Source organism: Pseudomonas sp. R1-15 (genome assembly GCF_051132085.1).
Classification (GTDB): Bacteria; Pseudomonadota; Gammaproteobacteria; order Pseudomonadales; family Pseudomonadaceae; genus Aquipseudomonas.
This window is the reverse complement of sequence record NZ_CP071660.1, coordinates 36,879-61,586: the sequence shown is the minus strand read 5'-3', so window position 1 is coordinate 61,586 and position 24,708 is coordinate 36,879. Positions and strand designations below refer to the sequence as shown.

19 protein-coding genes are annotated in these 24,708 nt (G+C 61.2%); 11 read left to right on the top strand and 8 right to left on the bottom strand.

The genetic code is table 11. The annotated features are described in order from the left end of the window. Positions 1 to 28 precede the first annotated feature (28 nt). From J3P97_RS00275 to J3P97_RS00265, 3 genes are all read left to right on the top strand, one after another. Positions 29 to 1,021 carry an AraC family transcriptional regulator gene (locus tag J3P97_RS00275; protein ID WP_434673212.1) on the top strand — a complete coding sequence of 331 codons (993 nt, stop codon included), beginning with the start codon at positions 29 to 31 and terminating at the stop codon, positions 1,019 to 1,021. A gap of 325 nt (positions 1,022 to 1,346) precedes the next feature. Further along, on the top strand, positions 1,347 to 2,378 hold the full coding sequence (locus tag J3P97_RS00270; protein ID WP_434673211.1) for a histone deacetylase family protein: 1,032 nt from the start codon (positions 1,347 to 1,349) through the stop codon (positions 2,376 to 2,378). An 11-nt stretch (positions 2,379 to 2,389) separates the two neighbouring features. Next, positions 2,390 to 3,490: a polyamine ABC transporter substrate-binding protein gene (locus tag J3P97_RS00265; protein WP_434673210.1), complete on the top strand. Its 1,101-nt coding sequence runs from the start codon at positions 2,390 to 2,392 to the stop codon at positions 3,488 to 3,490. 57 nt (positions 3,491 to 3,547) lie between these two features. On the opposite strand, the gene J3P97_RS00260 is transcribed toward J3P97_RS00265, so the two are convergent. After that, positions 3,548 to 5,098: a PLP-dependent aminotransferase family protein gene (locus J3P97_RS00260; RefSeq protein WP_434673209.1), complete on the bottom strand. Its 1,551-nt coding sequence runs from the start codon at positions 5,096 to 5,098 to the stop codon at positions 3,548 to 3,550. Positions 5,099 to 5,200: 102 nt separating this feature from the next. Between J3P97_RS00260 and J3P97_RS00255 the strand changes: the two genes are divergently transcribed. Genes J3P97_RS00255 through J3P97_RS00245 form a run of 3 tightly spaced genes read left to right on the top strand, consistent with a single transcriptional unit; the run spans position 5,201 to position 6,973 of the window. Continuing rightward, positions 5,201 to 5,842: an FMN-binding negative transcriptional regulator gene (locus J3P97_RS00255; RefSeq protein WP_434570603.1), complete on the top strand. Its 642-nt coding sequence runs from the start codon at positions 5,201 to 5,203 to the stop codon at positions 5,840 to 5,842. Between the two features lie 2 nt (positions 5,843 to 5,844). Further along, positions 5,845 to 6,291, top strand: coding sequence for a GNAT family N-acetyltransferase (locus J3P97_RS00250; protein WP_434570605.1), 447 nt, complete (start codon positions 5,845 to 5,847; stop codon positions 6,289 to 6,291). Positions 6,292 to 6,301: 10 nt separating this feature from the next. Then, complete coding sequence (locus tag J3P97_RS00245; RefSeq protein WP_434673208.1) at positions 6,302 to 6,973, top strand: GNAT family N-acetyltransferase; 672 nt, start codon at positions 6,302 to 6,304, stop codon at positions 6,971 to 6,973. Between the two features lie 82 nt (positions 6,974 to 7,055). On the opposite strand, the gene J3P97_RS00240 is transcribed toward J3P97_RS00245, so the two are convergent. Next, positions 7,056 to 7,955 (bottom strand): homocysteine S-methyltransferase family protein, encoded by a 900-nt coding sequence (locus J3P97_RS00240; RefSeq protein ID WP_434673207.1) that lies wholly within the window; start codon positions 7,953 to 7,955, stop codon positions 7,056 to 7,058. Positions 7,956 to 8,068: 113 nt separating this feature from the next. Here J3P97_RS00240 and J3P97_RS00235 point away from each other — a divergent pair, with 113 nt between their 5' ends. Together J3P97_RS00235 and J3P97_RS00230 are read left to right on the top strand one after the other, a co-directional pair. After that, the gene (locus J3P97_RS00235) at positions 8,069 to 8,890 is read left to right on the top strand and encodes an ABC transporter substrate-binding protein (RefSeq protein WP_434570609.1); all 822 of its coding nucleotides are present in this window, start codon (positions 8,069 to 8,071) and stop codon (positions 8,888 to 8,890) included. Continuing rightward, positions 8,887 to 9,723 carry an amino acid ABC transporter permease gene (locus tag J3P97_RS00230; RefSeq protein WP_434626811.1) on the top strand — a complete coding sequence of 279 codons (837 nt, stop codon included), beginning with the start codon at positions 8,887 to 8,889 and terminating at the stop codon, positions 9,721 to 9,723. Before J3P97_RS00235 ends, J3P97_RS00230 begins: the two co-directional genes overlap by 4 nt. 527 nt (positions 9,724 to 10,250) lie before the next feature. Here the strand turns inward: J3P97_RS00230 and J3P97_RS00225 are convergent. Then, positions 10,251 to 10,571, bottom strand: a complete 321-nt coding sequence (locus J3P97_RS00225; RefSeq protein ID WP_434673206.1) for a hypothetical protein — start codon at positions 10,569 to 10,571, stop codon at positions 10,251 to 10,253. A gap of 649 nt (positions 10,572 to 11,220) precedes the next feature. Between J3P97_RS00225 and J3P97_RS00220 the strand changes: the two genes are divergently transcribed. Next, entirely contained in the window at positions 11,221 to 13,428 is a 2,208-nt protein-coding gene (locus J3P97_RS00220) for an autotransporter outer membrane beta-barrel domain-containing protein (RefSeq protein WP_434673205.1), read from the top strand. 63 nt (positions 13,429 to 13,491) lie between these two features. On the opposite strand, the gene oadA is transcribed toward J3P97_RS00220, so the two are convergent. Together oadA and J3P97_RS00210 are read right to left on the bottom strand one after the other, a co-directional pair. Beyond that, the gene (gene oadA / locus J3P97_RS00215) at positions 13,492 to 15,300 is read right to left on the bottom strand and encodes a sodium-extruding oxaloacetate decarboxylase subunit alpha (RefSeq protein ID WP_434570619.1); all 1,809 of its coding nucleotides are present in this window, start codon (positions 15,298 to 15,300) and stop codon (positions 13,492 to 13,494) included. Between the two features lie 12 nt (positions 15,301 to 15,312). Then, a complete protein-coding gene (locus tag J3P97_RS00210; RefSeq protein WP_003187105.1) occupies positions 15,313 to 16,728 on the bottom strand; it encodes an acetyl-CoA carboxylase biotin carboxylase subunit in 1,416 nt (471 codons plus the stop codon). Positions 16,729 to 16,916: 188 nt separating this feature from the next. Between J3P97_RS00210 and J3P97_RS00205 the strand changes: the two genes are divergently transcribed. Next, positions 16,917 to 17,879, top strand: a complete 963-nt coding sequence (locus J3P97_RS00205) for a LysR family transcriptional regulator (protein ID WP_336072855.1) — start codon at positions 16,917 to 16,919, stop codon at positions 17,877 to 17,879. Here the strand turns inward: J3P97_RS00205 and J3P97_RS00200 are convergent. The 3 genes from J3P97_RS00200 to J3P97_RS00190 form a co-directional block, all read right to left on the bottom strand. After that, positions 17,821 to 18,030, bottom strand: a complete 210-nt coding sequence (locus tag J3P97_RS00200; RefSeq protein ID WP_305497700.1) for a PA3496 family putative envelope integrity protein — start codon at positions 18,028 to 18,030, stop codon at positions 17,821 to 17,823. The two genes, J3P97_RS00205 and J3P97_RS00200, sit on opposite strands and share 59 nt — an antisense overlap. Positions 18,031 to 18,168: 138 nt before the next feature. Continuing rightward, positions 18,169 to 19,035, bottom strand: coding sequence for a transcriptional regulator HexR (gene hexR / locus J3P97_RS00195; protein ID WP_003187110.1), 867 nt, complete (start codon positions 19,033 to 19,035; stop codon positions 18,169 to 18,171). 182 nt (positions 19,036 to 19,217) lie between these two features. Further along, on the bottom strand, positions 19,218 to 22,094 hold the full coding sequence (locus J3P97_RS00190; RefSeq protein WP_434602385.1) for an EAL domain-containing protein: 2,877 nt from the start codon (positions 22,092 to 22,094) through the stop codon (positions 19,218 to 19,220). A 261-nt stretch (positions 22,095 to 22,355) separates the two neighbouring features. Here J3P97_RS00190 and uvrD point away from each other — a divergent pair, with 261 nt between their 5' ends. Further along, positions 22,356 to 24,536, top strand: coding sequence for a DNA helicase II (gene uvrD, locus J3P97_RS00185; protein WP_434570623.1), 2,181 nt, complete (start codon positions 22,356 to 22,358; stop codon positions 24,534 to 24,536). Positions 24,537 to 24,708 lie beyond the last annotated feature (172 nt).

Here is a 24,708-nt window from a genome sequence, read left to right as displayed (position 1 = left end):
TCTGGTCTCCCCAGGCTGGAAACGGACCATGCTGCATTCCCACCTCACCACGCTCAACGCGGTCTCCTTGGTGCTCAACGCGTTCAAGAACGAAGGCTTGCCCAGTGAAGCGCTGTTGGCCGGCAGCGGCATCAGCCTGGCGGACCTGAGCCGGGCGGACACACGCATCACCACCAACCAGGAGATGCAGGTCTGCGCCAACGCCGTGGCGCTCAAACGTGACATAGGCCTGGAATTGGGCCGCAACATGCACGTTTCGTCCTACGGCATGCTCGGCTATGCCCTGCTCACCAGCGCCACCTTAGGTGACGCTTTACGCCTGGCGCTGCGTTACCCGGCGTTATTGGGAACACTCTTTGAGCTGACACTGGAAGACGACGGCGAGCACATCTGGCTCAGCGCCAGCGACTATCGGGAAAACCCGGCCCTGGCGGTGTTCAATGCCGAGTTCTGCATGGTCTCGCTGAGGGTCATCTGCAACGACCTGCTCGGTCATGCGCTCCCCTTGCGGGCGACACGTTTCGAACACTCGGCACCGGATTATCAGGCACGTTATGAGGCCCTGTTCGAGTGCTCTGTGCGTTTTAACAGTATCGACAACGCGTTCGCCTTCGATCGTCACTGGCTCGCGCAGCCCTTGCCACTGGCTGACCCCATCACTCATCACGCCATGGCCGAACGCTGCCGCCGCCAGAACACCGAGTTCACTGGCAGGCAGGCCTGGCTGGGACGCATCCGCCACTCGCTCGCCGCACAACTGGATGCGCCGCCAGGCCTGGAAGGCTTGGCCGAACAGATGAACTGCTCGGCGCGCACCCTGCGCCGGCATCTCAAGGACCTGGGCTGCAGCTACCAGGAATTGCTCGATGAACTGCGCTTCGAACGGGCCAAGCAGATGCTCGGTGAAGATCAATTGCCGATCTACCGGATCGCCGAAATGCTCGGTTTCAGCGAAACAGCCAGCTTCCGCCACGCATTCGTACGCTGGAGCGGCGTGGCGCCGAGTCAGTTCAGGCCATGAACGCAGCCCCCGTGGCGAGGGAGCTTGCTCCCGCTCGGCGGCGCAGCCGTCGTAAATCGGATAACGCGGTTTATCTGTAGAAGATGCGTCAAGCGTTTGGGGCGGCTTCGCCACCCAGCGGGAGCAAGCTCCCTCGCCACGGGACATAAGGGGAGGCCTGGATATCGGCGTTGCCCCGAACCGGCGCATGCCCGCGCCAACAAGGGGCGATTTACGGTCAACTATTTTGGCCATTTCGATCCCCTTTTGGCCTCTCCTGCCGTTCTCCCAAACGCGGCGCGCCGCAAGACTGTGGATACCGGATCAGCCCCTGCGGAGAACAAGAATGCTGACGATCTATTCCGACGATCACCACCTGCACCATGGACGTTGCGAGTTGATGGACGGGCAGCTGATGCCCTGCTTCGAAATGCCCTCCCGCGCCGATCATGTATTGGAGCGGGTCAAGGCCCGGGCGTTAGGGCCGGTGGAGGCGCCACGGGATTTCGGCCTGGCGCCGATCCAGCGCATCCACAGTCCGCAATACCTCGAATTCTTCGAGAGTGCCTGGGACCGCTGGAGCGAATTCAACCGCGACGGCGACCTGCTGCCCTATACCTGGCCGGCGCGCACCCTGCGTACCGTTATCCCGACGAGCCTGCACGGTCAACTCGGCTATTACAGTTTCGACGGCGGCGCCCCGATTACCGCCGGCACCTGGCAGGCCGCCTACAGTGCAGCCCAGGTCGCCCTCACCGCCCAAGCCGAAATCCAGCGCGGTGCCCGCAGTGCCTTCGCGTTGTGTCGGCCACCGGGGCACCACGCCGCCAGCGACTTGATGGGCGGTTATTGCTACCTCAACAACGCGGCGATCGCCGCCCAGGCTTTCCTTGACCAGGGCCACCGGAAGGTCGCGATCCTCGACGTGGACTACCACCATGGCAACGGCACTCAATCGATTTTCTACCAACGCAGCGATGTGTTGTTCGCCTCGATCCATGGCCATCCCGAAGCCGAATTCCCGTTCTTCCTGGGCTACGCCGACGAGCGCGGCGAAGGTACCGGCACGGGATTCAATTTCAACTACCCACTGCCCGCCGGTTCCGGCTGGGACAGCTGGAGCGCCGCCCTCGAACAGGCCTGCGGCGAGGTCCTGAACTATGACGCCGATGTCATCGTCGTCTCCCTGGGCGTGGACACCTTCAAGGACGACCCGATCTCTCAATTCAAGCTCGACAGTCCGGATTACCTGGCGATGGGCAAACGCATCGCGGCGCTCGGCAAACCGACGCTGTTCGTGATGGAAGGGGGTTATGCGGTGGAAGAAATCGGCATCAATGCGGTGAACGTTCTCGAAGGTTTTCAAAGCGCCCAATGAGGAATATCAGCATGAAAAGACTCAAGCGTCTGATGGCTCCAGCCCTCTGCGCCACGCTGCTGTGCGGCGCGGTCCAGGCCGAGGAGCGCACCCTGCGTGTCTACAACTGGTTCGACTACATCACGCCCAAGGCCCTTGAAGACTTCAAGGCGCAGCACAGCCAGGTCAAACTGGTCTACGACATCTTCGACACCAACGAAGCCCTGGAGGCCAAGCTGCTCACCGGTAACGCCGGCTACGATGTGGTCGTGCCGTCCAATGTGTTCCTGGCCAAGCAGATCGAGGCCGGCGTTTTCCAGCCCCTGGACCGCAGCAAATTGCCGAACTGGAGCCACCTCGATCCCAAGCTGATGAAGCTGATCGAAGCCAACGATCCGGGCAACAAGTTTGCGGTGCCCTACATGTACGGCACCATCCTGATCGGCTTCAACCCGGCCAAAGTCAAGGCCGCGCTGGGCGACAATGCGCCGGTGGACAGTTGGGACCTGATCTTCAAGGAAGAAAACATCAGCAAGCTCAAGCAGTGCGGCGTGGCCCTGCTCGATTCGCCTTCGGAAATCCTGCCCTTGGCCCTGCAGCACCTGGGCCTGGATCCCAACAGCAAAAAACCGGCGGACTATGCCAAGGCCGAAGCGCTGCTGATGAAGATCCGCCCGCACATCACCTATTTTCACTCGTCCAAGTACATGGCCGACATCGCCAACGGTGATATCTGCGTAGCGGTCGGCTACTCCGGCAGCTTCTCCCAGGCCGCCAACCGCGCCAAGGAGGCCAAGAACGGCGTGACCGTGGACATGCGCCTGCCCAAGGAAGGCGCGCCGATCTGGTTCGACATGCTGGCCATTCCCAAGGGCGCGAAGAACCCGGACGACGCCTACGCCTTCATCGACTATCTGTTGCAGCCGAAGGTGATCGCGCCCGTCAGTGACTTTGTCGGCTACCCGAACCCGAACAAGGACGCCACCGACATGGTCGATCCGGCAATCCGCAACAATCCCAACCTGTACCCGACCGAGGCGGCAATGACGACGCTGTACACGTTGCAACCCTTGCCGAGGGATGCCGAGCGGGCACGGACGAGGGCCTGGACGCGGATTAAATCCGGCCAGTGACGCAGGCTGCAGCCTCGGTATGAACTCCAGGGCCGGGGGCGCGCGCCCGGCTCCGTATCAACGGATTCCCCAGGCTTTTGCCAAGCTTGCCAGCGCAGTGTCTATCGCCGCAGGCGGCACGGCGGCGAACCCCAGCACCATGCCTGCACGGATTTGGGACGGCGCCGTGGCGGGCAGCCAATAACTGCTCAATCCGTTGATTTCGATGCCCACGCCGGCGGCCTGGGCAACCAGCTCGCGCTCGCGCTCGATGCTCTGCACTGGAACCGTGACGTGCAGCCCGGCGACCACGGTGGGCATCGCGCCAACGCCTGCGACAGCCTCCGGCCAGCCCGCCAGAAGCGCATCGCGGCGGGCCAGAGCGGCCCGACGCATACGCCTGATGTGCCGCTGGAAATGTCCAGCGGCCATGAATTCGGCCATCACCGCTTGAGTGCTGACTTCAGAATGGCGCACATCCACCGCCCGACGGCGGGCGAAGGCATCGACCAGGCCGGGCGGCAACACCAGGTAACCCAGGCGCAACGCCGGGAACGCAACCTTGCCGAACGTCCCGACATACAGGACGCGGCCTCCGCGATCCAGCGCAGCCAAGGGCGCCAGCGGCGCGCCGCTGTAGCGGTACTCGCCGTCATAGTCGTCTTCGACGATCCAGCCATCGTTGTGCCCGGCCCAGGCCAGCAGTTCCAGCCGCCGCGCCAGGCTCATGACGACTCCGGTCGGATATTGATGGGATGGCGTCACGTAAGCCAGCCGACAGTGGTCCAGTGCACCCAGCGCTGCACAATCGAGCCCGTCGCTGTCCACCGGCACGCCCCGCACATCGCCACCGGCCACGGCAAACGCATGCCCCGCGGCGCGATAGCCGGGATTTTCCACCGCGACGATGTCGCCAGGGTCCACCAGCAACTGTGCACAAAGGCTGATCGCCTGTTGCGCGCCACTGGTGATCACAATTTGCTCAGCCGAGCAGTGCAAACCCCGTGAACTACGCAGGTAGGCCGCGACCAGGCCGCGCAGGCGCGCATCGCCTTGGGCATCGCCGTAGCACAACTGCTGCAGGTCCGGTTTTCGCCAGAACGCCGCGTTCAGCTTGGCCCACACGTCGAAAGGAAACAGATCGAACGCCGGGACGCCGACCCGAAACGCTCTTGGCGGTCCGCTCGGGGGCTGGGCCAAATGATGCTTTTCGACCCGTTCGAGCGCGTTGCTGTGGATAACTTTGCTGGATGGAAACACAGGTGAATCAAGCTGAATTGTGGATAAGGCTGTGGGTAAGCCTGTTGAAAACCCTGTGGATGGTTTTGTGGATAATTTTCCAGACGGCAATGCCAGCGGTGAAAGTTTCGCCACGTAGGTGCCGTCGCCTACTCGCCCTTCTATGAAGCCTTCGGCATACAGCTGGTCGTAGGCACGTACCACGCTGTTGCGGGAAATCGACAACGCCGCCGCCAGGTCGCGGCTGGCCGGCAACCGCGTGCCGCTGGCCAGGCGTCCGTCCAGTACTCGCGCACGCAACGCCTGATAGAGCTGGCGACTGAGCCCATGGCGGCGGTCCAGCTCGATGCCGGCGGGATTAAAAGACAATGGCGGTACGGCATCGGGCATAACTGCACCTGCAAATGGACCTGTCGAATTGGCCGGAAGTGGCTCTTACAACAGACCAATAGCCTGCCTACGATGATGCCAATCGCCAAGGAAAAAATTTCCATGTACAACCCAAAAGCCTTTGCTGTGGAAGACCTGCCTCACTTGCATCGCATGATGGATGACTGTCGCCTCGCCGTATTGGTTACCCACGGCGAACACGGCTTGCAGGCCAGCCATCTGCCGCTGTTGCTGGACACACGACAGGGACCGAACGGAACCCTCCATGGGCACATGGCTCGCGCCAATCCGCAGTGGCGTGACCTGGAAGCCGGTGCCGAAGCGCTGGTGGTATTTTCAGGCGCCGACGCTTATGTCAGCCCGGGGTTCTACCCCGGCAAGGCCGAGCACGGCAAGGTCGTGCCCACCTGGAATTACCTCGCCGTCCACGCCTATGGCAATGCCGAGGTGTTCAGCGATCCTCAACGGCTGCGCAACCTGGTCGGCGAGCTCACCCACCGCCATGAAAGCGGTCGGGCCCAGCCATGGAAAATCGACGACGCCCCGGCGGAATATATCGACAGCATGCTCAAGGCCATCGTCGGCTTCGCGCTGCCCATCCAGCGTCTGGAAGGCAAGCGCAAGCTCAGCCAGAACCGCAGCCCCGCGGATGCCGCCGGGGTTCGCAATGGGCTCGCCGCGAGCCCCGACCCGCAGGATCAGGCACTCGCACGCCTGATGCCTGAACAATCGCCTCAGGAGTGAACATGAGCCAGCTCGAGATCCGCCTTGTCACCGCCGCCGACCACGCTGCCTGGCTGCCGCTATGGCAGGCCTACCTGCGGTTCTACAACACCGAACTGCCAGACGCGGTGAGCCAGAGCACCTGGCAACGCTTGCTCGACGACCGTGAGCCCACCCATGGCGCGCTCGCCTGGGATGGCGACACGGCGGTGGGCCTGGTGCATTTCATCTACCACCGTTCCAACTGGAGCGTGGAGAACTCCTGCTATCTTCAGGATCTGCTGGTGGCAGAACACTGCCGAGGCAAGGGCGCAGGTCGCCAACTCATCGAATTTGTCTACGCCACCGCCAAGGCGGACGGATGTTGCAAAGTGCACTGGCTGACCCACGAGACCAACGCGACCGCGATCCAGCTCTACGAGCGGATTGCCGAACGCCCTGGCTTCATTCAATTTCGCAAAGCCCTCTAAGGAACGCAGCATGTCCACTTCGCTCGCTGATTGGAAAGGTGTCCCGGCGCCGTTTACGCGCTTGCTCGAAGGACGCTTCATCCGCCTGGAAAAACTCGACCCGGCGCGTCACGCCGACGGATTGTGGCAAGCCCTCGAAGGGCCCGACGCCGACCCGAAGCTCTGGGATTACCTGCCCTACGGCCCGTTCAAGGAGCGCAGCGGGTTCGATACCTGGCTGAACAACCATGCGGCCAACATAGATCCGTATTTCTTCAGCGTGATCGACCGCGCCAGTGGCGACGTGCAAGGTATTCTCAGCCTCATGTCCATCGTGCCGGCGCAAGGGCGTATCGAGATTGGCCATGTCACCTTCGGCGCGCCGATGCAGCGCTCGCCGAAAAGTACCGAGGCGATCTACCTGCTGGCGAAAGAGTGTTTCGCCCTGGGCTATCGGCGCCTGGAATGGAAATGCAACAACGCCAACGCTCGTTCCCGGTATGCCGCCGAGCGGCTGGGGTTCACATTTGAAGGCGTATTTCGCCAGCATATGGTGGTCAAGGGGCAGAACCGCGACACCGCGTGGTATTCGATGCTGGATTCGGAATGGCCGGTGATCGGGGCAGCCTTCGAGCGCTGGCTGAGTGAGGAAAACCAGAGCGCGGATGGCCAGGTGCGCAGTCTCGCACAGTGCCGAGCCTGACCCTCGGCGCGAACCACGCAGCGTATGCGATGCCTTCGTGGCGAGGGCGCTTGCTTCCTCGCCACGGGGCTTGCAACCAGGGTCAGCGCAGTTGCTGTGCCAACACCGCAATGTGCTCCGGCCCGATGCCGCAACAGCCGCCCAAGTGACTGGCCCCACGCTTGCGCCAGTCCGCCGCCCACCGCAGATAGCCCGGCGGATCGAGGTCTTCGCGCAGCGGGTCCAACCCGTCATTGGCTGTCGCTTCCTTGGGCTGCGGCGGAAAGGCGTTGGCGTAGGCACCGATGTGGATTTTAACGCCCAGGCGCTCGAAGGTTTCGCGCGCCGCGTCGATCGCTGCGCCAATCACCTCGGGCTGGCTGCAATTGAACAGCAGCGTCTCGACCCCCAGCTCCGCCGCCACTGCCGCGGCGTCCGCCACCGGCTCGCCGGAGCGCAGGCGCGGCACTTCATCGGTGTCTTCGTCTTTCAAGGTAAACGACAGCCAGAACGGCTTGCCGTCCTTCGGCAGCCCGGCATGAATGGCCCGCGCCTCGACGGTCGAACTCTGGGTCTCGGCCAGCCACAGGTCGACATGAGATGTCAGGCCAGCAACCAATGGCGCCAGCAGTTCGCTGGCGCGGGAGGCATCGAACAGATCGGGACGGTAGGAACCAAACAGCGGAGGGAGCGATCCGGCCACCCGCACCGCTTTGCCTGAAGCCTGCACCGCCCGCCTGGCCAATTCCCCCGCCAATGCCGCCAACGCCTGGCCTTCCTTGGCAAAGCGCGTCTCACCGATATGAAAGGGCACCACGGCGTAGCTGTTGCTGGTAATCACATCGGCGCCGCTGGCGATATAAGCCGCATGCACCGCCTCCACAGCCTGGGGCGCTTCGCTCAGGGCCAGGGCCGACCACTCGGGCTGTCTAAACGGCGCACCACGGCGTTGTAGCTCACGGCCCATGCCGCCGTCGAGAATAGTTGTCCTTGCTGCGGCCATATGCGATTCACTCATAAGCTTATGAAAAATACTCACTATCGGAGTCGTTCTTATAACTATTTAATGCGCACTCTTCCGCCAATCACAACCTATTTTTCAGCCTGGGATTTATCGTGAAATTACCTTTACCGCTTGCCCTGGGCTTGACGCTGCTGGCCGCTTCTTCATCGATCCTTGCCGGCACCACGCTGGACCGTATCGAGCAGAAAAAAGAACTGGTCGGCGTGTTGATGGAAAGCTACCCGCCCTTCTCTTTTCTCAATGACCAGAACCAGCTTGACGGTTTCGACGTGGACGTCGCCAAGGCCGTCGCGCAAAAGCTTGGGGTCAAGCTGCGCTTGGAAACGCCCTCGTGGGATGTGATCGCGGCCGGCCATTGGAGTGGCCGCTACGACATCTGCATCTGCTCGATGACACCGAGCAAGGCCCGCGCCGAAGTGTTCGATTTTCCGGTGCGGTACTACGCCTCGCCAGCGGTGATCGTGGTCAACGCCAAGGACGACAGCATCCATGGCGCCAAGGACCTGAGCGGCAAGAAAGTCGGCCTCACCAGCGCCTCCAGCTACGAAAGCTACCTGAACAAGAACCTGGTGATCGAAGGCGCCGAGGATACCCAGTTGAGCTACCCGTTCGAGGATGTGCAAATCGCGCCATACGATACCGACAACGTGGCGTTCCAAGACCTGGGCCTCGGCGCCGGGGTTCGGCTGGATGCGGTGCTGACCAACCTGGTGACCGCGCAGCCACGCCTGACCGAAGACAAGCGCTTCAAGCTGGCGGGCGAGCCACTGTATTCAGAGCCTAATTCGGTTGCCATCGAGAAAGGCGACGCCGAGTGGAACAGCAAGGTGCGTGAAGTCTTTGCCCAACTGAAGCAGGACGGCACCCTGAGCAAGCTCTCGCAAAAATGGATCGGTGCCGACATCAGCCAATGAGTTCTTTTCCGCCCCCTATCCAGCCGCCTCCACCGGTGGCTGAGTCGCGCCTGCAAAAAATCTTCGGTTTTCGCACACGGCTGTATCTGACCTGGGCCGCGATGCTGGTGCTGTTCGCCAGTTTCTTCCTGAGTTTCGACCTGAAGTTCTCGATCATCCTCGACAAACTGCCGAACCTGCTGGGCGTGCACCTGGCGCCCAACGGCTTTCTCCAGGGCGCAGTGCTGACACTGTTCTTGTGCCTGTGCTCCATCGTCGCCTCGTCACTGCTGGGTTTCATCACTGCGCTGGCGCGCTTGTCCAGCAGTGCGGTGGCGTTCGGCATCGCCAGCTTCTACGCGTCGTTCTTTCGTGGGACGCCGCTGCTGATCCAGATCTTGCTGATCTACCTGGGCCTGCCGCAACTAGGTGTGGTTCCGGGCGCCATCGCTGCGGGGATCATCGCCCTGTCACTCAACTACGGCGCCTACTTGAGCGAAATCTTCCGTGCCGGGATTCTCGGCGTGCCTCACGGCCAACGGGAAGCTTCCCTCGCCCTGGGCATGGGTGAAACCGTGATTTTCTGGCGCGTCACCCTGCCCCAGGCCATGCGTACCATCATCCCGCCGACCACCAACCAGTTTATCTCGATGCTCAAGGATTCCTCGCTGATCTCGGTAATGGGGGTCTGGGAGGTGATGTTTCTGGCGCAGTCCTATGGTCGTTCCAGCTATCGGTATATCGAGATGCTGACTACGGCGGCGGTTATCTATTGGTTGATGTCCATTGCGCTGGAGCTGATTCAGGCGCGGATGGAGCGGCATTATGGGAAGGCTTATCTGCATAATCGCTGAGGTGTTGCTGGGGGATGTGCTCTTAGGGCCGTGTACATATCCGTTGCTGCGGTAACGGCGGCTTATGGTTCCGCTTTTACAGCGGCTCACTTTCGAAGAGCGCGAAAGTAAGCAAAGCGCTTCTGCCCCACCACTTGGCACCTCGCCTAGGCTCGGTGTGCCCTCACTCCGGCATTGCTCCGTGGGCCGCCGCGAAGGGCCATCCATGGCCCAGCGCGGCTAACCCGGCATCCATGCCGGGTTGCCCACTGCGCAATGCCTGCGTTCGGCCAGCGTGGTTAACGGGGCGCCGAGATCAAAATCAAAAGCAGAGCAAGAGCAAGAGCAAGAGCGGGGCACATGCTGGTACTTACGCAACTGACCCACCGCCTTCGCGAGCAGGCTCGCTCCCACACTGAACCTTCGACAGACCCAGACCTCACGGCATACAGGGATCCCTGTGGGAGCGAGCCTGCTCGCGAAGGGGCCGGACCATTCAAAGACTTAAATCCCAATCCTAAGGTCCCACCAACTCTGCAGCTTAGTGGTTAGACGGGAAAATCTGCCTGATGTACAGCAGAATCGCTAGCAGGTGAGGATTGGATATCACCTCCACCGATACTCCACCCCAACACTTCCAATGCATCACATCCGTCCTGTAACAACAGATGCGCGGCGTTGGCGAAATGCTCCAGGTCATAACCCTCGGCGTTTTTCATGCAGAGATAGGAAACACTGTTGAGTAAGTCGCGGGCGGCTTTGATGCGGTGCGCAGCGGTTTCCAGAAGATCGGAGGCGCCAGCTTCTGTGTCGATAAACAGTGTGGGGCCGCCGCTGGTATTGGCTTGAAGGGGGTGATACTTGGTCATCGGTTTGCTCTCTTGAGTCAGGAGCTACCACCGTTCGCGGCTAAACGAATATTGGTGGCAGCTGTACGCGGGTTAGCCGACCGGACAAGAGAACCCGGCACACCCGAAGATGTCCCCCGCACAGCCGCCATAAATGTAAAACACGGGCAGCAAAAAGCGCCGCCATTGGGGGCGCTCGTGCACTCTTGTTCGACCGGCTAAGATCGATCACCGATTTTGTCGATGACGAGAGGACTATAGACGAGGTCCCAACGATACAACGCTGGATTTCTGTATCCCGGAACTATCCTACGCGAAACGCAGAATGGGTTTACAAAGCCAACTTTGGTCGGCCGCAAGCCTACCATCGCGTGCTCAATCTGTATCAAGCAGTTGATCAATTGCGCTTTCAGGGAGCGAGTCTCTTCTCATCGCAAGGACATAAACAAGCCTTCCGAACACGACGATTGCCCGCGAAAAGCCGCCATTCCTCAAGGGCCGAAAGCACTGGGTGCGGCCCGATGAAAAACTTCAGGTGTCGATCAAACAGAAAGGCCCATACGCGCTGTAGGGCAAAGCTGCGAACCCTGAAATCCAACCGGACGACGCGCTGATCGCAGCACGAACAGCCTACAGATTCCATCCGCCAAATCCTGTCTGCGGCGAGAACATGGCTGGCATCGCCATCCAGAGGGAATTTCTAAAGTGCGACCTCATTCATGAGAGATCGCATTCGATGCCTACCAAACATGTATTCCTGCCCCAACATCTCGCACTGGCGATCGCCTTGGCACTGGGTTGTGTCGAGTCTTCGATAGCTCAGTCAGTTGCCGGGGAAACCCGCCCCTTGGAAACAACAACCGAGATGCAGGCTCGTCTCAAGGCGTTCATGGCACCAACACCTGATACAAAGCGCGACAACGTGACGAGCGTTCGCGAAAACGCTTTATTGAAGGACGACAGCAACGATCTGGTGATGGTCAGCAAGCAAGGCAGACTCTTCGGGCTCACCGACGGCGGCGGCGGAGCCAACGTCTTGCAGCTGGATAACCAGGGAGGCGAATTAGGCGAGATACGCAATTTCCAGGACCTGTATTTGAAGCAAGGCGAATGGTCGAACAGCAATCGTCTCGACGCAAATAGCCTGGTCGACTCGAAGGCCAAATTGCTGAACACCGGCCACATCAACGGCGCGGTGCACGTTCTTGGCGAACTCACCAACCAAGGCACGGTCACCGGGCCTGTCTTCGTGGGAAAAAAGGCCCGCTTCAGCGGCAGCGGGACGGTCGATGCGCTGGACGTGGCGGGCACCCTGGAAGTCGGCCCCGCAATGGGAGCCCCTTCGGTGACGAATGACCTGAAGCTTTCCAAGAGCGCGACGCTGGTTTACGCAATCGACGCCGAGAAAGGCAGCAGCACAATCAAGGTTGGCGGCACCGCTACGTTGGGCAATGCCACTCTGAAGATCGCTTCCGTACCGGGAGAATTCGTCGACACAAACAGACGCATCGTGATCGAGGCGGAGAAGATTGAAGGGACATTCGGCAAGGTTGTCGATGAACTCGCCTTTTTGACCGCCACTCCTGACTACACCCTCGAAAAACAGGTGGGGCTGACCTTCGAGCGCAACGATGTCCCGCTGGGAGAGGCAGCTTCCTCTGCCAACGGACTCGAATTCGTGGAGGCCATTGAGCCGCAGCGATCGGTTAGCCCAGTGCAGCCCGAGCCCGCCAGCGCGGCACACGTTGCGCACTCGCCTGCCGCCGAGCCGCAAGCCGATCGTCCAACGTCAGTGCCCACCGCACCCTCCACGGTTGTTGCCAGCGCCGAGGCTAAGCCCGCAGCCAAAGCAGAAGTTGTCAAACCTGCCCCCAAACCCAACGCCGCCATCAACGCCCTGCTTGGCACCAACATGGCCACCGCCGCTGTCGCCATCGACCAACTGAGCGGCCATGACACGGCAAACCTTGGCAACGCCACCCTGAGCAGCGTCGCGCCAATCAGCAGCGGCATGCTCTCGGCCATGGGCCGGCGAAACCCGGCGAGTGGGCACGGCAACGGCCAGGTCTGGGTCCAGGCCATCGGCAACAGTGGCAGCCTCGCCAAGCAACCGGGCGGCGTGGCCATGAAGCATTCGACACAAGGCTTGATGCTGGGAACCGACTGGGCTGTCAGCCCCGATTGGCGGCTGGGCCTTATCGGCAGCACAACCCGGACGCGGCTCGACGGCGATCAGTTCGATGGCGCTCTCGACAGTTGGCTGGTGGGCGCGTATGCCTTGCGCCAGGACGGGCCGCTGGCGCTGCGCCTGGGCGTTGTCCATGGCAATCATGACGGCAGCATCAAACGCCACGTTGCATTCAATGGGTTCAGGGATCGTCTGAAAGGTCGCTACGATGCGACGACGCAGCAGGTTTTCGGGCAACTTGGCTACCAGCTGGATATCGGCCATTTCGAACTCGAGCCCTATGCCCAAGTGGGCTACCAACGTTATCAACGTGACGGCTTCACGGAGAAAGGCGGCGATGCGGCATTACAGTACAACGGCCAGGCCCAGGAACACTTCAGCAGCGACCTGGGCCTGCGCCTCGCCCGCCCCTTCCTGCTTGATCGCGGCATGCGCGTGACGCCCCGTCTGGACATCGGCTGGAAGCACTTGTATGGGGACGTCCAGGGTAGCTCCCATCAACGCCTGGTCAGGGGAAGCAGCACTTATCACATCAAAGGTGGCGAACTGGACCGCGACAGCTTGCTTCTGCAGGCAGGGCTGGACCTGGCGGTTTCGCCACGTCATACCCTGGGGTTGAGCTACAGCGGCGAAACAGGGCAGGACAACCGCAACGGTGCGCTGGTGGGACAGTGGCGGATGGCGTTCTGACGGGCAAAAAAAAGGGGAGCACCTGCTCCCCCGAGGTAAAACGTTGCATCGAGGCTGTTTGGATCAGCCTTCGATTTCGACCAGGATCTCGCCCGGATTGACCCGGTCGCCCTTGGCAACATGAATGGCCGTGACCTTGCCCGGTATGGCTGCCTGGACTTCGGTCTCCATTTTCATGGCTTCGGTAATCAACACGGCTTGGCCGGCTTTCACCACATCGCCCTCCTTGACCAGCACATCGACGATGTTGCCCGGCATGGTGGTGCTGACGTGGCCTGGCGCAGTGGCTTGCTTGCGCTTGCTGCTGCCGCCGCCGACAAATTCGTTGAGCGGTTCGAACACGACCTCTTCCGGCATGCCGTCAATGGACAGATAGAAATGACGCTTGCCCTCGGCCTTGACGCCAACGCCGGTAATGTCGACGCGGTAGGTTTCGCCGTGGACATCAATGACGAACTCGGTCGGCACACCCTCGCCGCCGGCAGAGCTCACACTGCCCGCTTCGGGGATAGGCAACAGCACTTCCGGGGTCAAGGTGCCGGCTTCGCGCTCCTCGAGAAACTTGCGACCGATGTCCGGGAACATCGCATAGGTCAGCACGTCTTCCTCGGATTTGGCCAAGGCGCCGATTTCGCCACGCAGCCGGGTCATCTCCGGCTTGAGCAGGTCGGCGGGACGGACGTCGATCACGTCTTCACTACCGATGGCCTGGCGGCGCAGCTTCTCGTTCACCGCACCTGGCGCCTTGCCGTAGCCGCCTTGCAGATAGAGCTTCACCTCGTTGGTGATGGTCTTGTAGCGCTCACCGGCCAACACGTTGAAGAATGCCTGGGTGCCGACGATCTGTGAGGTCGGGGTTACCAGCGGCGGGAAGCCGAGGTCTTCGCGCACTCGCGGAATCTCCGCCAACACTTCGTTCATGCGGTTCAGTGCGCCCTGCTCTTTCAACTGGTTGGCCAGGTTGGAAATCATTCCGCCTGGTACCTGGTTGACCTGGACGCGGGTATCCACCGCGGTGAACTCGCTTTCGAACTGGTGGTACTTCTTGCGCACGGCGTAGAAATACAGGCCGATTTCCTGCAACAGTTCCAGGTCCAGGCCAGTGTCGAACTCGCTGCCCTTGAGGGCGGCTACCATCGATTCGGTACCCGGATGGCTGGTGCCCCAGGCGAAGCTGGAAATGGCCGTGTCGATGTGGTCGGCGCCGTTCTCGACAGCCTTGAGCTGGCACATCGCGGCGAGGCCGGCGGTGTCATGGGAGTGGATGAATACCGGCAACGATTGCTCGGCCTTCAGCGCCTTGACCAGTTCGCCAGTGGCATAGGGAGTCAGCAGGCCGGCCATGTCCTTGATCGCCACCGAGTCGCACCCCATAGCCTCCATCTGCTTGGCCTGGGCCACAAAGGCTTCGATGGTGTGCACCGGGCTGGTGGTATAGGCGATGGTGCCTTGGGCATGCTTGCCGGCAGCCTTCACCGCTTCGATGGCGACGCGCAAGTTACGCACGTCGTTCATCGCGTCGAAAATACGGAACACATCGATGCCGTTGACCGCGGCCTTGGCGACAAACGCCTTGACCACATCATCGCTGTAATGGCGATAGCCGAGCAGGTTCTGACCGCGCAGCAGCATCTGCAAGCGAGTGTTGGGCAACGCTGCGCGCAGTTGGCGCAGACGCTCCCACGGATCTTCTTTCAGGAAGCGCACGCAGGCGTCGAAGGTGGCGCCGCCCCAGACTTCCAGCGACCAGTAGCCGACTTTGTCGAGCTTGTCGCAGATCGGCAGCATGTCTTCGGTACGCATGCGGGTCGCGAGCAGCGATTGGTGGGCGTCGCGCAGGATTGTGTCGGTAACGTGGATCTTCTTGGACATTGTCATGATTCCTTACAGGCCTGCGTGGGCGGCGATGGCGGCGGCGATGGCCAGGGCCAGCTCTTCGGGTTTGCGCTTGATCGAGTAATTGGTCAGTTCGGGATGGCTTTCAACAAAGCTGGTGTTGAACTGGCCGCTGCGGAATTCCGGATTACGCAGGATCTCCTGGTAATACGCGGCGGTGGTCTTGACCCCCTGCAGGCGCATGTCATCCAGGGCTCGCAGGCCACGGTCCATCGCTTCTTCCCAGGTCAGCGCCCAGACCACCAGTTTCAGGCACATCGAATCGTAGAACGGCGGAATGGTGTAGCCGGTATAGATTGCTGTGTCGGTGCGCACGCCCGGGCCACCCGGTGCGTAATAACGGGTGATCTTGCCGAAGCTGGGCAGGAAGTTGTTTTTCGGGTCTTCGGCGTTGATGCGGAACTGCAACGCAAAGCCCCGGTGCTGGATGTCTTCCTGCTTGACCGACAACGGCAGCCCGGAGGCGATGCGGATCTGCTCGCGAACGATGTCGATACCGGTGATTTCTTCGGTGATGGTGTGTTCCACCTGCACCCGAGTGTTCATCTCCATGAAGTACACCTCGCCCTCGGCGAGCAGGAACTCCACGGTGCCGGCATTTTCGTAGCCCACGGCCTTGGCGGCGCGCACCGAGAGGTCGCCGATGTAGGCGCGCTGTTCAGGCGTCAGTTGCGGACTCGGGGCGATTTCGATCAGCTTCTGGTTACGGCGCTGGATCGAGCAGTCACGTTCGAACAGGTGCACCACGTTGCCGAAACTGTCACCGAGGATCTGCGCTTCGATGTGCTTGGGATTGACGATGCATTTTTCCAGGAACACTTCCGCCGAACCGAACGCTTTGGTGGCTTCGGAGATGACGCGCGGGAAGGCCTGCTCGAGCTCTTCACGACTGTTGCAGCGACGGATACCACGGCCACCACCGCCGGACGTGGCCTTGAGCATCACTGGGTAACCGATCCGATCACCTTCGGTCAGGGCCTCTTCGATACCCGCCACGTTGCCTTCGGTACCCGGGGTCACTGGTACACCGGCCTTGATCATGCTGCGGCGCGCTTCGGTCTTGTCGCCCATGCGGCGAATGACTTCCGCCGACGGGCCAATGAATTTGATTCCGCGCTCGGCGCAGATGTCCGCCAGTTCGGCGTTTTCCGAGAGGAAGCCGTAGCCGGGGTGCAGCGCGTCGCAGCCGGTTTCCACCGCCAGGTTCACCAGTTTGCGCGGATTGAGATAGCCGGCCAGCGGATCGGCGCCGATGCTGTGGGCCTCGTCCGCACGCTTGACATGCAAGGCATGGCGGTCGGCGTCGGAATAGACCGCGACCGAGCGAATGCCCATTTCGGCGCAGGCGCGCACGATTCGGACGGCAATCTCACCGCGGTTGGCGATCAGGATCTTTGTTATCAATTGGAGGTTCCCTTGAGCCGGTGATACCCACGGCCTGAGGTCCAGGCCGATGCGTGACCAGATGTAACAATTGGTCGCAGCTCCACACTAGTCCCGGTCGTTGATTAACAAAAATGAATATTTGTTGGGTCGTGCATAAGCAAAGACTTATAGTCGTCTTGCCCGCCCCCGCCCCGAGAGCCAGATATATGCGTAAGTCATTGATGCGTATGACGTTGCGTCAATTGCAGATTTTCAATGAGGTGTGCGACCTGAGGTCATACAGCCGCGCGGCTGATGAAATGTCTCTCACACAACCGGCCGTTAGCCTACAGATTCGATCCCTTGAAGAGCTGATTGGCCAGCCGCTGTTTGAGTACGTCGGAAAAAAACTCTACATGACCGAAGCGGCCGAAGCCCTGCAACGCGCCAGTCGGGATATCTTCGGGCGGCTGGAGAACCTCGACATGCAGCTTTCGGACATGCAGGGTTCGCTGCAGGGGCAATTGAAGCTGGCGGTAGAATCCAGTGCCAAGTATTTCGTCCCGCATCTGTTCGCCGCGTTCAAGCGTCAACATCCCGAGGTCAATCTGAACCTCACCGTGGTCAATCGCGGCCAGGTGATCCGGCGCCTTTCAGACAACCGTGACGATCTAGTGATCATGTCGATGGTTCCCCAGGACATGGGCCTGGAATTCCTGCCATTTCTCAACAACCCGATCGTTGCCGTGGCGCCACCCGACCATCCGCTTTGCCACATTGGCCCGCTGCGGCTGCAGGACCTGGAACCTTATACGCTGCTGTTGCGCGAGCCCGGTTCGGGCACGCGGCTGGCGTGCGAGGAGTATTTCAAGGAGAAGCGGGTGCATTTCACCCAGACGCTGGAAGTGGCGTCGGCGGAGGCCCAGCGCGAGTGCGTGGTGGCCGGGCTGGGCGTGGCACTGTTGACGCGCCACGCCGTAAGCCGCGAGCTAAGCTCCGGCGCACTCATCGAGTTGCCGGTTGAGGAGCTGCCGCTGTACCGCAGCTGGTGCCTGGTGCAGGCCAGGGCTAAGCGCTTGTCACCGGTGGCTCATGCCTTTCTGGCATTCGTGCGCGGCGAGCGCGCCCAGATTATCGGCCTGGTTGAGCGTTTCGACGGGAAGCCGCCGGCGCTGCCTGCCAGTAATTGAACTCTACGGCGTCAGGAAATTCGCTGATTTCTGCCAGAAGCTGCCGTTGCTCATAGCGATCTTCGATCGCGCGGCGGAACGCCATGCGGCGTTGGTCTTCCTGTTGGCGACGGGTTTTGGCGGCGCTGCGGTCTTCGTAGGACTGGGTCATGTCGAGACTCCCAAGACGTATACGGGAGTTTCAAGATGACGGCGCGCGATGACGATTTGGCGGCGCGAGCGTTACAGAACGATGAATTCGCAGGGGTGCTCCCCTGCCACAGAAACCCCTCAACCCCGGGAACAGCGCTCAGTCATCCAGCGCCTTCACCGACTTGGGCGACAACCGCAAGCTGCGAAGGCTGCGCTTCACACTCTTGAGGTGATTGACCAGGCTCGGGCCGCGCGCCATGGCGACGCCCATGGCCAACACATCGATGACCACCAGATGCGCGATGCGCGAGGTCAATGGCGTGTAGATTTCCGTATCTTCATGCACGTCTATCGCCAGGTTCACCGTCGACAACTCAGCCAATGGCGTCTGGCTCGGGCACAAGGTGATCAGCGAAGCACCGCTTTCGCGTACCAGGTTCGCAGTGATCAACAAGTCCTTGGAGCGACCCGACTGGGAAATACAGATCGCCACGTCGGTAGGCTTCAACGTGACCGCCGACATTGCCTGCATGTGTGGATCGGAATAGGCCGCCGCCGTGAGCAACAGACGGAAGAACTTGTGCTGGGCATCGGCCGCGACCGCGCCAGAAGCACCAAAACCATAGAACTCGACACGTTGGGCCTGGGACATGGCCGTAACCGCTTTTTGCAACGCCACCGGATCGAGCTTCTCGCGAACTTCCATCAGGGTGTGCAGGGTCGTGTCGAAGATTTTCAGGCTGTAATCGGCGACCGAATCGTCTTCATGAATCGCGAATTGGCCAAAACTCGCACCCGCCGCCAGGCTCTGCGCCAATTTGAGCTTCAGGTCCTGAAAACCCGAACAACCGATCGCGCGGCAAAAACGCACGATGGTCGGTTCGCTGATGCCGACGCTGTGGGCCAAGTCGGCCATGGAACTGTGCATCACAGCCGCAGGATCAAGCAGTACATGATCGGCGACCTTCAGTTCCGACTTGCGTAGCAGATGGCGCGACTGGGCGATGTGTTGCAACAGGTTCAAAGGACTGGACTCTTGTTATGGGGCGGGTGCCGGGATGTAGCAAGCTTGTAGTTATACTACAGGAATTGGCTTTCTGCCCGCCCAATACGTAACTGAATTGGCCTTGTTCCCCCTTGTTTTGGCGGGGGACGCTTCGTGTAGCCGTTACGAAGGCTAGCCATCGCAGTACCTTGGGCCCTTTGCTACAAAGCAGGCTTATTCTGCTCGAGCATCAGGCGGGCCAAGCCTTCGGCTCCCACCGGTCGGCTGATGAGATAGCCTTGAACCTCGTCGCATTGCTCGTTTTTCAGGAAATCCAGCTGCTCCTGCCGCTCGACACCTTCGGCCACTACCTTGAGCGACAGCCCATGAGCCATGGCGATGATTGCCCGGGTGATGGCTGCGTCCTCCCCGCCCTCCGCCAGGCCACGAACAAATGCCTGGTCGATCTTCACGTAATCCACCGGGATACGTTTGAGATAGCTCAGCGAAGAATAGCCGGTGCCAAAGTCATCAATCGCCAGCTTGACCCCAAGATCGCGCAGTTGCTGGAACGTAGCGATGATGTGCTCGACGCTGTCGAGCAACTGGCTCTCGGTCAGCTCCAGCTCCAGGTATTGCGGGGCCAGGCCGGTCTCCTCCAACACTTGGCGTACAAGACTGACGAGTTTTCCCTGGCGCAACTGATGCACCGAGAGATTGACTGACACCCTGATAGGCGCAAGCCCCTGGCGCTGCCATTCGCACGCCTGCCAGCAGGCCTGGCGGAGCACGAATTCGCCAATGGGTCCGATCAGCCCGGTCTCCTCGGCCAAGCCGATGAAGTCAGCGGGTGGAATCTGGCCCATGGTCGGATGGTCCCAGCGCACCAGCGCCTCGGCCGCGTTCAGGCGACCGGTCGCCAGGCACAGTTTGGGCTGGTAGAAAACGCTCAGTTGCTGTTCCTCAAGTGCCTTGCGCAACTGGTTCTCCAATTGCAGACGTTCCAGCGTGCTGGCCTGAAGGCTGTCGGTATAAAACTGGAAGCTATTGCCGCCCAGGTGCTTGGCGTGTTGCATCGCCATGTTCGCCTGGCTGACCAGCGTGGAGATTTCCCGAGCGTTGTCGGGCAACAGGCTGATGCCGATCGAAGCGCTGACCACCAGTTCATGCCCCTCGATCGTCAGGGGCAGCCGCAGCTTGGCAGATAGCCGGGTCGCTACCCTCGCCAGGCTGGAAAGGTTGCCATAGGCGTCGAACAACACGGCGAACTCGTCTCCGGACAGCCTGGCAATGGTGTCGGCTTCCGGCAACGCATTGATCAGGCGGCGAGCCATTTTCTGCAGCAACTGGTCGGCGATATCGTGGCCGAGGCTGTCGTTGAGCAACTTGAAGCGATCAAGGTTGATGTGCAGCAGTGCCAGGCTGCGGCGCCCGCCCTGGCGAACTCGTTGATGGGCCTCGTGCAGGCGCTCGCGGAACAGCGAGCGGTTGGCCAATCCGGTCAGCTCGTCGTAATGAGTGAGGTAGCGCATCCGCTCCTCGGATTCGCGGCGGGCCGAGAGATCGGCGAAGAAGCCCACCACATGGCTGACTTTTCCTCGCAGATCACGCACCACATTCAACTGCAACCACTGCGGGTAGAGTTCACCGTTGGCCCGCGCTTCCACCAGCTCGCCTTGCCAGGTGCCATGCTGCTTGAGGGCTTGGCGAATGATCGGATAGTGCCGGCGTGCATCGCGACTGCAGGGTAGGTCGACCACGCTGCGCCCCAGCATGTCGGCGATATCGAAGCCGGTAACCCGGGCGAACGCCTGGTTGGCCGCCAGCAACGCGTAGTTGGGGTCGAAAATCACAATGCCTTCGCTGGCCGCTTCAAAGACCGTGGCCGCCAGTTGCCGCTGTTGTTCAAGCTCTTTGCTGGCGCTGATGTCTCGCCGGGTGCCGACCATGCGCAGCACTCGACCGCTCGCGCTGCGCTCCACCGCCCGGCCACGGTCTTCGATCCAGACCCAATGGCCGTCGCCATGACGGACGCGGTATTCAATCTGGTAATCCTCGCTGCGGCCCTTGAGATGCTCTACCAGGGCACGCTTGAGCGCCGGAAGATCCTGCGGATGCAGGCGCGGGGTGAGATGACTGAGCATCGCCGTTATGTACTCGGGTTCCAGGCCAAACAGCTCCTTGAGTTGGGTGTGATGGACCTCATCGGTCTGCAGGTTCCAATCCCACAACCCCAACTCACTGGCCTTGAGCGCCAGTGCCAGGCGTGCTTCGCTTTTACTCAGCGCCTGGCTGGCCGCCTCCAGTTCAAGGCTGCGCTGTGCGACCCGCGCCTCCAGGCCAACCTGCGCCGTACGCAGCTGGGCTTCGGCAGAACGGCGTTGTTCGACCTCCCGGGCCAATGCCTCGTTAAGCTGGGCGCCGCGGGCTTGTGCTTGCTGCAGATGCTCGATCAGTGCCTGGTTCTGGAACCGGCGCAGCATGCCGTTCTGTATCAGCCGATTGACCTGCCAGGCCACCACACTCAGCGAAACCAGCACCACCAGCCCAAGCCAGCCCCAGCCACGCTGCTGCTCGTCGCCGCCCCAGAAAAGATAACCGATGGCCGGCAACAGGCAGGGCAAGGTAAAGGACAGGAACGCCGCAAGGCTCACGGCATAGGCGACACTCGCTGACAGCGTGGCCGCGCCGATCAGGCCGAATACCCAGGCCTGTTGTTGGAAGCTGTCCGCCGGGACCAGGGCGATACCGGCACCGGCCAGCGTCAGGCCGGTCATGGCCGAGCCCAGCAGGAACATGCGCAACCAGATCGGGTGCGCCTGGCGGCTTGGTATCGCCGAATCGAACGCGGCCACCTGAATCACCCGCAACGCCACCAGCGACAGCAACCAGACCAACCAGACGCTGACCAGAAAGTAGCGCGACGGCGTCCATAACAGCGCCGCGCACACCAGCCCGTTGAGCAGCATGAACAGCGTGGGCAGCAGCGAACCCTGATATAACAGCCTGGTGCGTTCGACGGCCATTTCCGTGGCGTACTGCTTGCAGATGAGGCGCGGCTCCACGCAGGGCCCCGCCAGATCGGAACTGGAGGTCATAGGCGATGTTCTTGTTCTTATTCAGGGGCGCGTGCTGCACCCGAAACGAGCACCGAGCATACACAAGCCAAAGGCCATCCCACACTGCTCCTGCTCATAAAAACCGCGAAAAAGTCGCGATTCCATTGGGTAATAACCTTGGAAAGCGAGCCCCGCCCATGCTTGTAGCCGCTGACCAACCGGTCATCACCCAGGAGGCTTTTTATCGGCTGATGCAAAGCTCGGTTTGCCCGGGGTGACGCCGCACCCTAGAATGCCTCGATGCGCGATGATCTCTCCCTTCTGCTGAATTCCCTGAACGACGCCCAACGCCAGGCAGTTGCTGCCTCCGTCGGTCGTCAATTGGTCCTGGCCGGTGCCGGCTCCGGCAAGACCCGAGTGCTGGTGCACCGTATCGCCTGGTTGATCCAGGTCGAGAACGCCTCGCCCCATTCGATCCTGTCGGTGACCTTCACCAACAAGGCCGCTGCCGAGATGCGCCATCGCATCGAGCAGTTGATGGGCCTCAACCCGGCCGGCATGTGGGTCGGCACGTTCCACGGCCTGGCGCACCGCCTGTTGCGGGCCCATTGGCAGGAGGCCGGCCTGAGCCAGACCTTCCAGATCCTCGACAGCGATGACCAGCAGCGCCTGGTCAAGCGGGTCATCCGTGAACTGGGCCTGGACGAACAGCGCTGGCCCGCCCGTCAGGCCCAATGGTTCATCAACGGTCAGAAAGACGAAGGCTTGCGCCCGCAGCACATCCAGGCCAGTGGCGACCTGTTCCTGGCGACCATGCGCAGCATCTACGAAGCCTATGAAGCGGCATGCCAACGCGCCGGAGTCATCGACTTTTCCGAGCTGCTGCTGCGAGCCCTGGACCTGTGGCGCGACCACCCAGGCCTGCTGGCTCATTATCAAAAACGCTTCCGGCATGTGCTGGTGGACGAATTCCAGGACACCAACGCTGTTCAGTACGCCTGGTTGCGCCTGCTGGCCAAGGGTGGCGACAGCCTGATGGTGGTAGGTGACGACGACCAGTCGATCTACGGCTGGCGCGGCGCCAAGATCGAAAACATTCATCAGTACTCGGCGGATTTCCCCGACGCCGAGGTCATCCGCCTGGAGCAGAACTACCGCTCCACCGCCGGTATCCTCAAGGCCGCCAACGCGTTGATCGCAAACAATACCGGGCGCCTGGGCAAGGAATTGTGGACCGACGGCGGCGAAGGCGAGGCGATCAATCTGTACGCCGCTTTCAATGAACACGATGAGGCCCGCTATGTAGTGGAGACCATCGAGAGCGCGTTGAAAACCGGCTTGGCCCGCAGCGATATCGCCATTCTCTATCGCTCCAACGCTCAATCGCGGGTATTGGAAGAAGCCTTGCTGCGCGAACGGATCCCTTACCGAATCTATGGCGGCCAACGCTTCTTCGAGCGCGCGGAAATCAAGAACGCCATGGCCTACCTTCGCCTGATCGAAGGACGCGGCAACGACGCGGCCCTGGAGCGGGTGATCAACGTGCCGACCCGGGGCATCGGCGAGAAAACCGTCGAGGCGATTCGCGACCATGCGCGCCATAGCCACGTGTCGATGTGGGAAGCCATGCGCCAGCTGGTCGACAACAAAGGCGTTACCGGGCGCGCCGCCGGTGCGCTGAAAGCGTTCATGGACCTGATCGAAGACCTCGCCGCCAAATGCGCCGAGATGCCGCTGCACCTGATGACCCAGACCGTCATCGAGCAGTCCGGCCTGATCGCCTACCACGAGGCGGAAAAAGGCGAGAAAGGCCAGGCGCGGGTGGAAAACCTCGAGGAACTGGTCAGCGCCGCGCGCAACTTCGAAAACACCGAAGAAGACCAAGACCTGTCCCCGTTGTCGGCTTTCCTCGGTCATGCCTCCCTGGAAGCCGGCGACACCCAGGCCGACGAGCATGAAGACAGCATTCAACTGATGACGCTGCACAGCGCCAAGGGTCTGGAGTTCCCGTATGTGTTCCTGGTGGGCATGGAGGAAGGCCTGTTCCCCCACAAGATGAGCCTGGAGGAGCCGGGACGCCTCGAAGAGGAACGTCGCCTGGCCTACGTCGGCATCACCCGCGCGATGCAGAACCTGGTGCTGACCTACGCTGAAACCCGTCGCCTGTATGGCAGCGAGACCTACAATAAAGTGTCACGCTTCGTACGCGAAGTGCCGAAAGGTCTTATCCAGGAAGTACGCCTGTCCAACAGCGTCAGCCGACCGTTTGGCGGCAACCAGCAAGGCACCAGCAGCCTGTTTGGCGGTAGCGACATTCCGGAAACCGGCTTCAGCCTCGGCCAGGCTGTGCGGCATTCGGTGTTTGGCGACGGCGTGATCCTCAATTTCGAAGGCGCCGGTGCCCAGGCCCGCGTCCAGGTGAACTTCAGCGAAGGCAGCAAATGGCTGATGCTGGGGTATGCCAAGCTGGAAGCGATCTAAAAGAACCTGTGGGAGCGAGCCTGCTCGCGAAGGGGTTGGATCAGTTGACACTGATGTCACTGATACATCGTCTTCGCGAGCAGGCTCGCTCCCACAGGGAACCACTCAGCATTCCGATAGAACTTGTCCCCCTTTCCTACAGCCCAAAGCGAACAGGCCTTCTTGCGCATCT

Excerpts from the sequence above, each read along its gene's own strand:
- J3P97_RS00275 (WP_434673212.1), top strand. The coding sequence starts at position 29 with ATGCTGCATTCCCACCTCACCACGCTCAACGCGGTCTCCTTGGTGCTC.
- J3P97_RS00270 (WP_434673211.1), top strand. The coding sequence starts at position 1,347 with ATGCTGACGATCTATTCCGACGATCACCACCTGCACCATGGACGTTGC.
- J3P97_RS00265 (WP_434673210.1), top strand. The coding sequence starts at position 2,390 with ATGAAAAGACTCAAGCGTCTGATGGCTCCAGCCCTCTGCGCCACGCTG.
- J3P97_RS00260 (WP_434673209.1), bottom strand. The coding sequence starts at position 5,098 with ATGCCCGATGCCGTACCGCCATTGTCTTTTAATCCCGCCGGCATCGAG.
- J3P97_RS00255 (WP_434570603.1), top strand. The coding sequence starts at position 5,201 with ATGTACAACCCAAAAGCCTTTGCTGTGGAAGACCTGCCTCACTTGCAT.
- J3P97_RS00250 (WP_434570605.1), top strand. The coding sequence starts at position 5,845 with ATGAGCCAGCTCGAGATCCGCCTTGTCACCGCCGCCGACCACGCTGCC.
- J3P97_RS00245 (WP_434673208.1), top strand. The coding sequence starts at position 6,302 with ATGTCCACTTCGCTCGCTGATTGGAAAGGTGTCCCGGCGCCGTTTACG.
- J3P97_RS00240 (WP_434673207.1), bottom strand. The coding sequence starts at position 7,955 with ATGGCCGCAGCAAGGACAACTATTCTCGACGGCGGCATGGGCCGTGAG.
- J3P97_RS00230 (WP_434626811.1), top strand. The coding sequence starts at position 8,887 with ATGAGTTCTTTTCCGCCCCCTATCCAGCCGCCTCCACCGGTGGCTGAG.
- J3P97_RS00225 (WP_434673206.1), bottom strand. The coding sequence starts at position 10,571 with ATGACCAAGTATCACCCCCTTCAAGCCAATACCAGCGGCGGCCCCACA.
- J3P97_RS00220 (WP_434673205.1), top strand. The coding sequence starts at position 11,221 with ATGGCTGGCATCGCCATCCAGAGGGAATTTCTAAAGTGCGACCTCATT.
- oadA (WP_434570619.1), bottom strand. The coding sequence starts at position 15,300 with ATGTCCAAGAAGATCCACGTTACCGACACAATCCTGCGCGACGCCCAC.
- J3P97_RS00205 (WP_336072855.1), top strand. The coding sequence starts at position 16,917 with ATGCGTAAGTCATTGATGCGTATGACGTTGCGTCAATTGCAGATTTTC.
- J3P97_RS00200 (WP_305497700.1), bottom strand. The coding sequence starts at position 18,030 with ATGACCCAGTCCTACGAAGACCGCAGCGCCGCCAAAACCCGTCGCCAA.
- J3P97_RS00190 (WP_434602385.1), bottom strand. The coding sequence starts at position 22,094 with ATGACCTCCAGTTCCGATCTGGCGGGGCCCTGCGTGGAGCCGCGCCTC.
- uvrD (WP_434570623.1), top strand. The coding sequence starts at position 22,356 with ATGCGCGATGATCTCTCCCTTCTGCTGAATTCCCTGAACGACGCCCAA.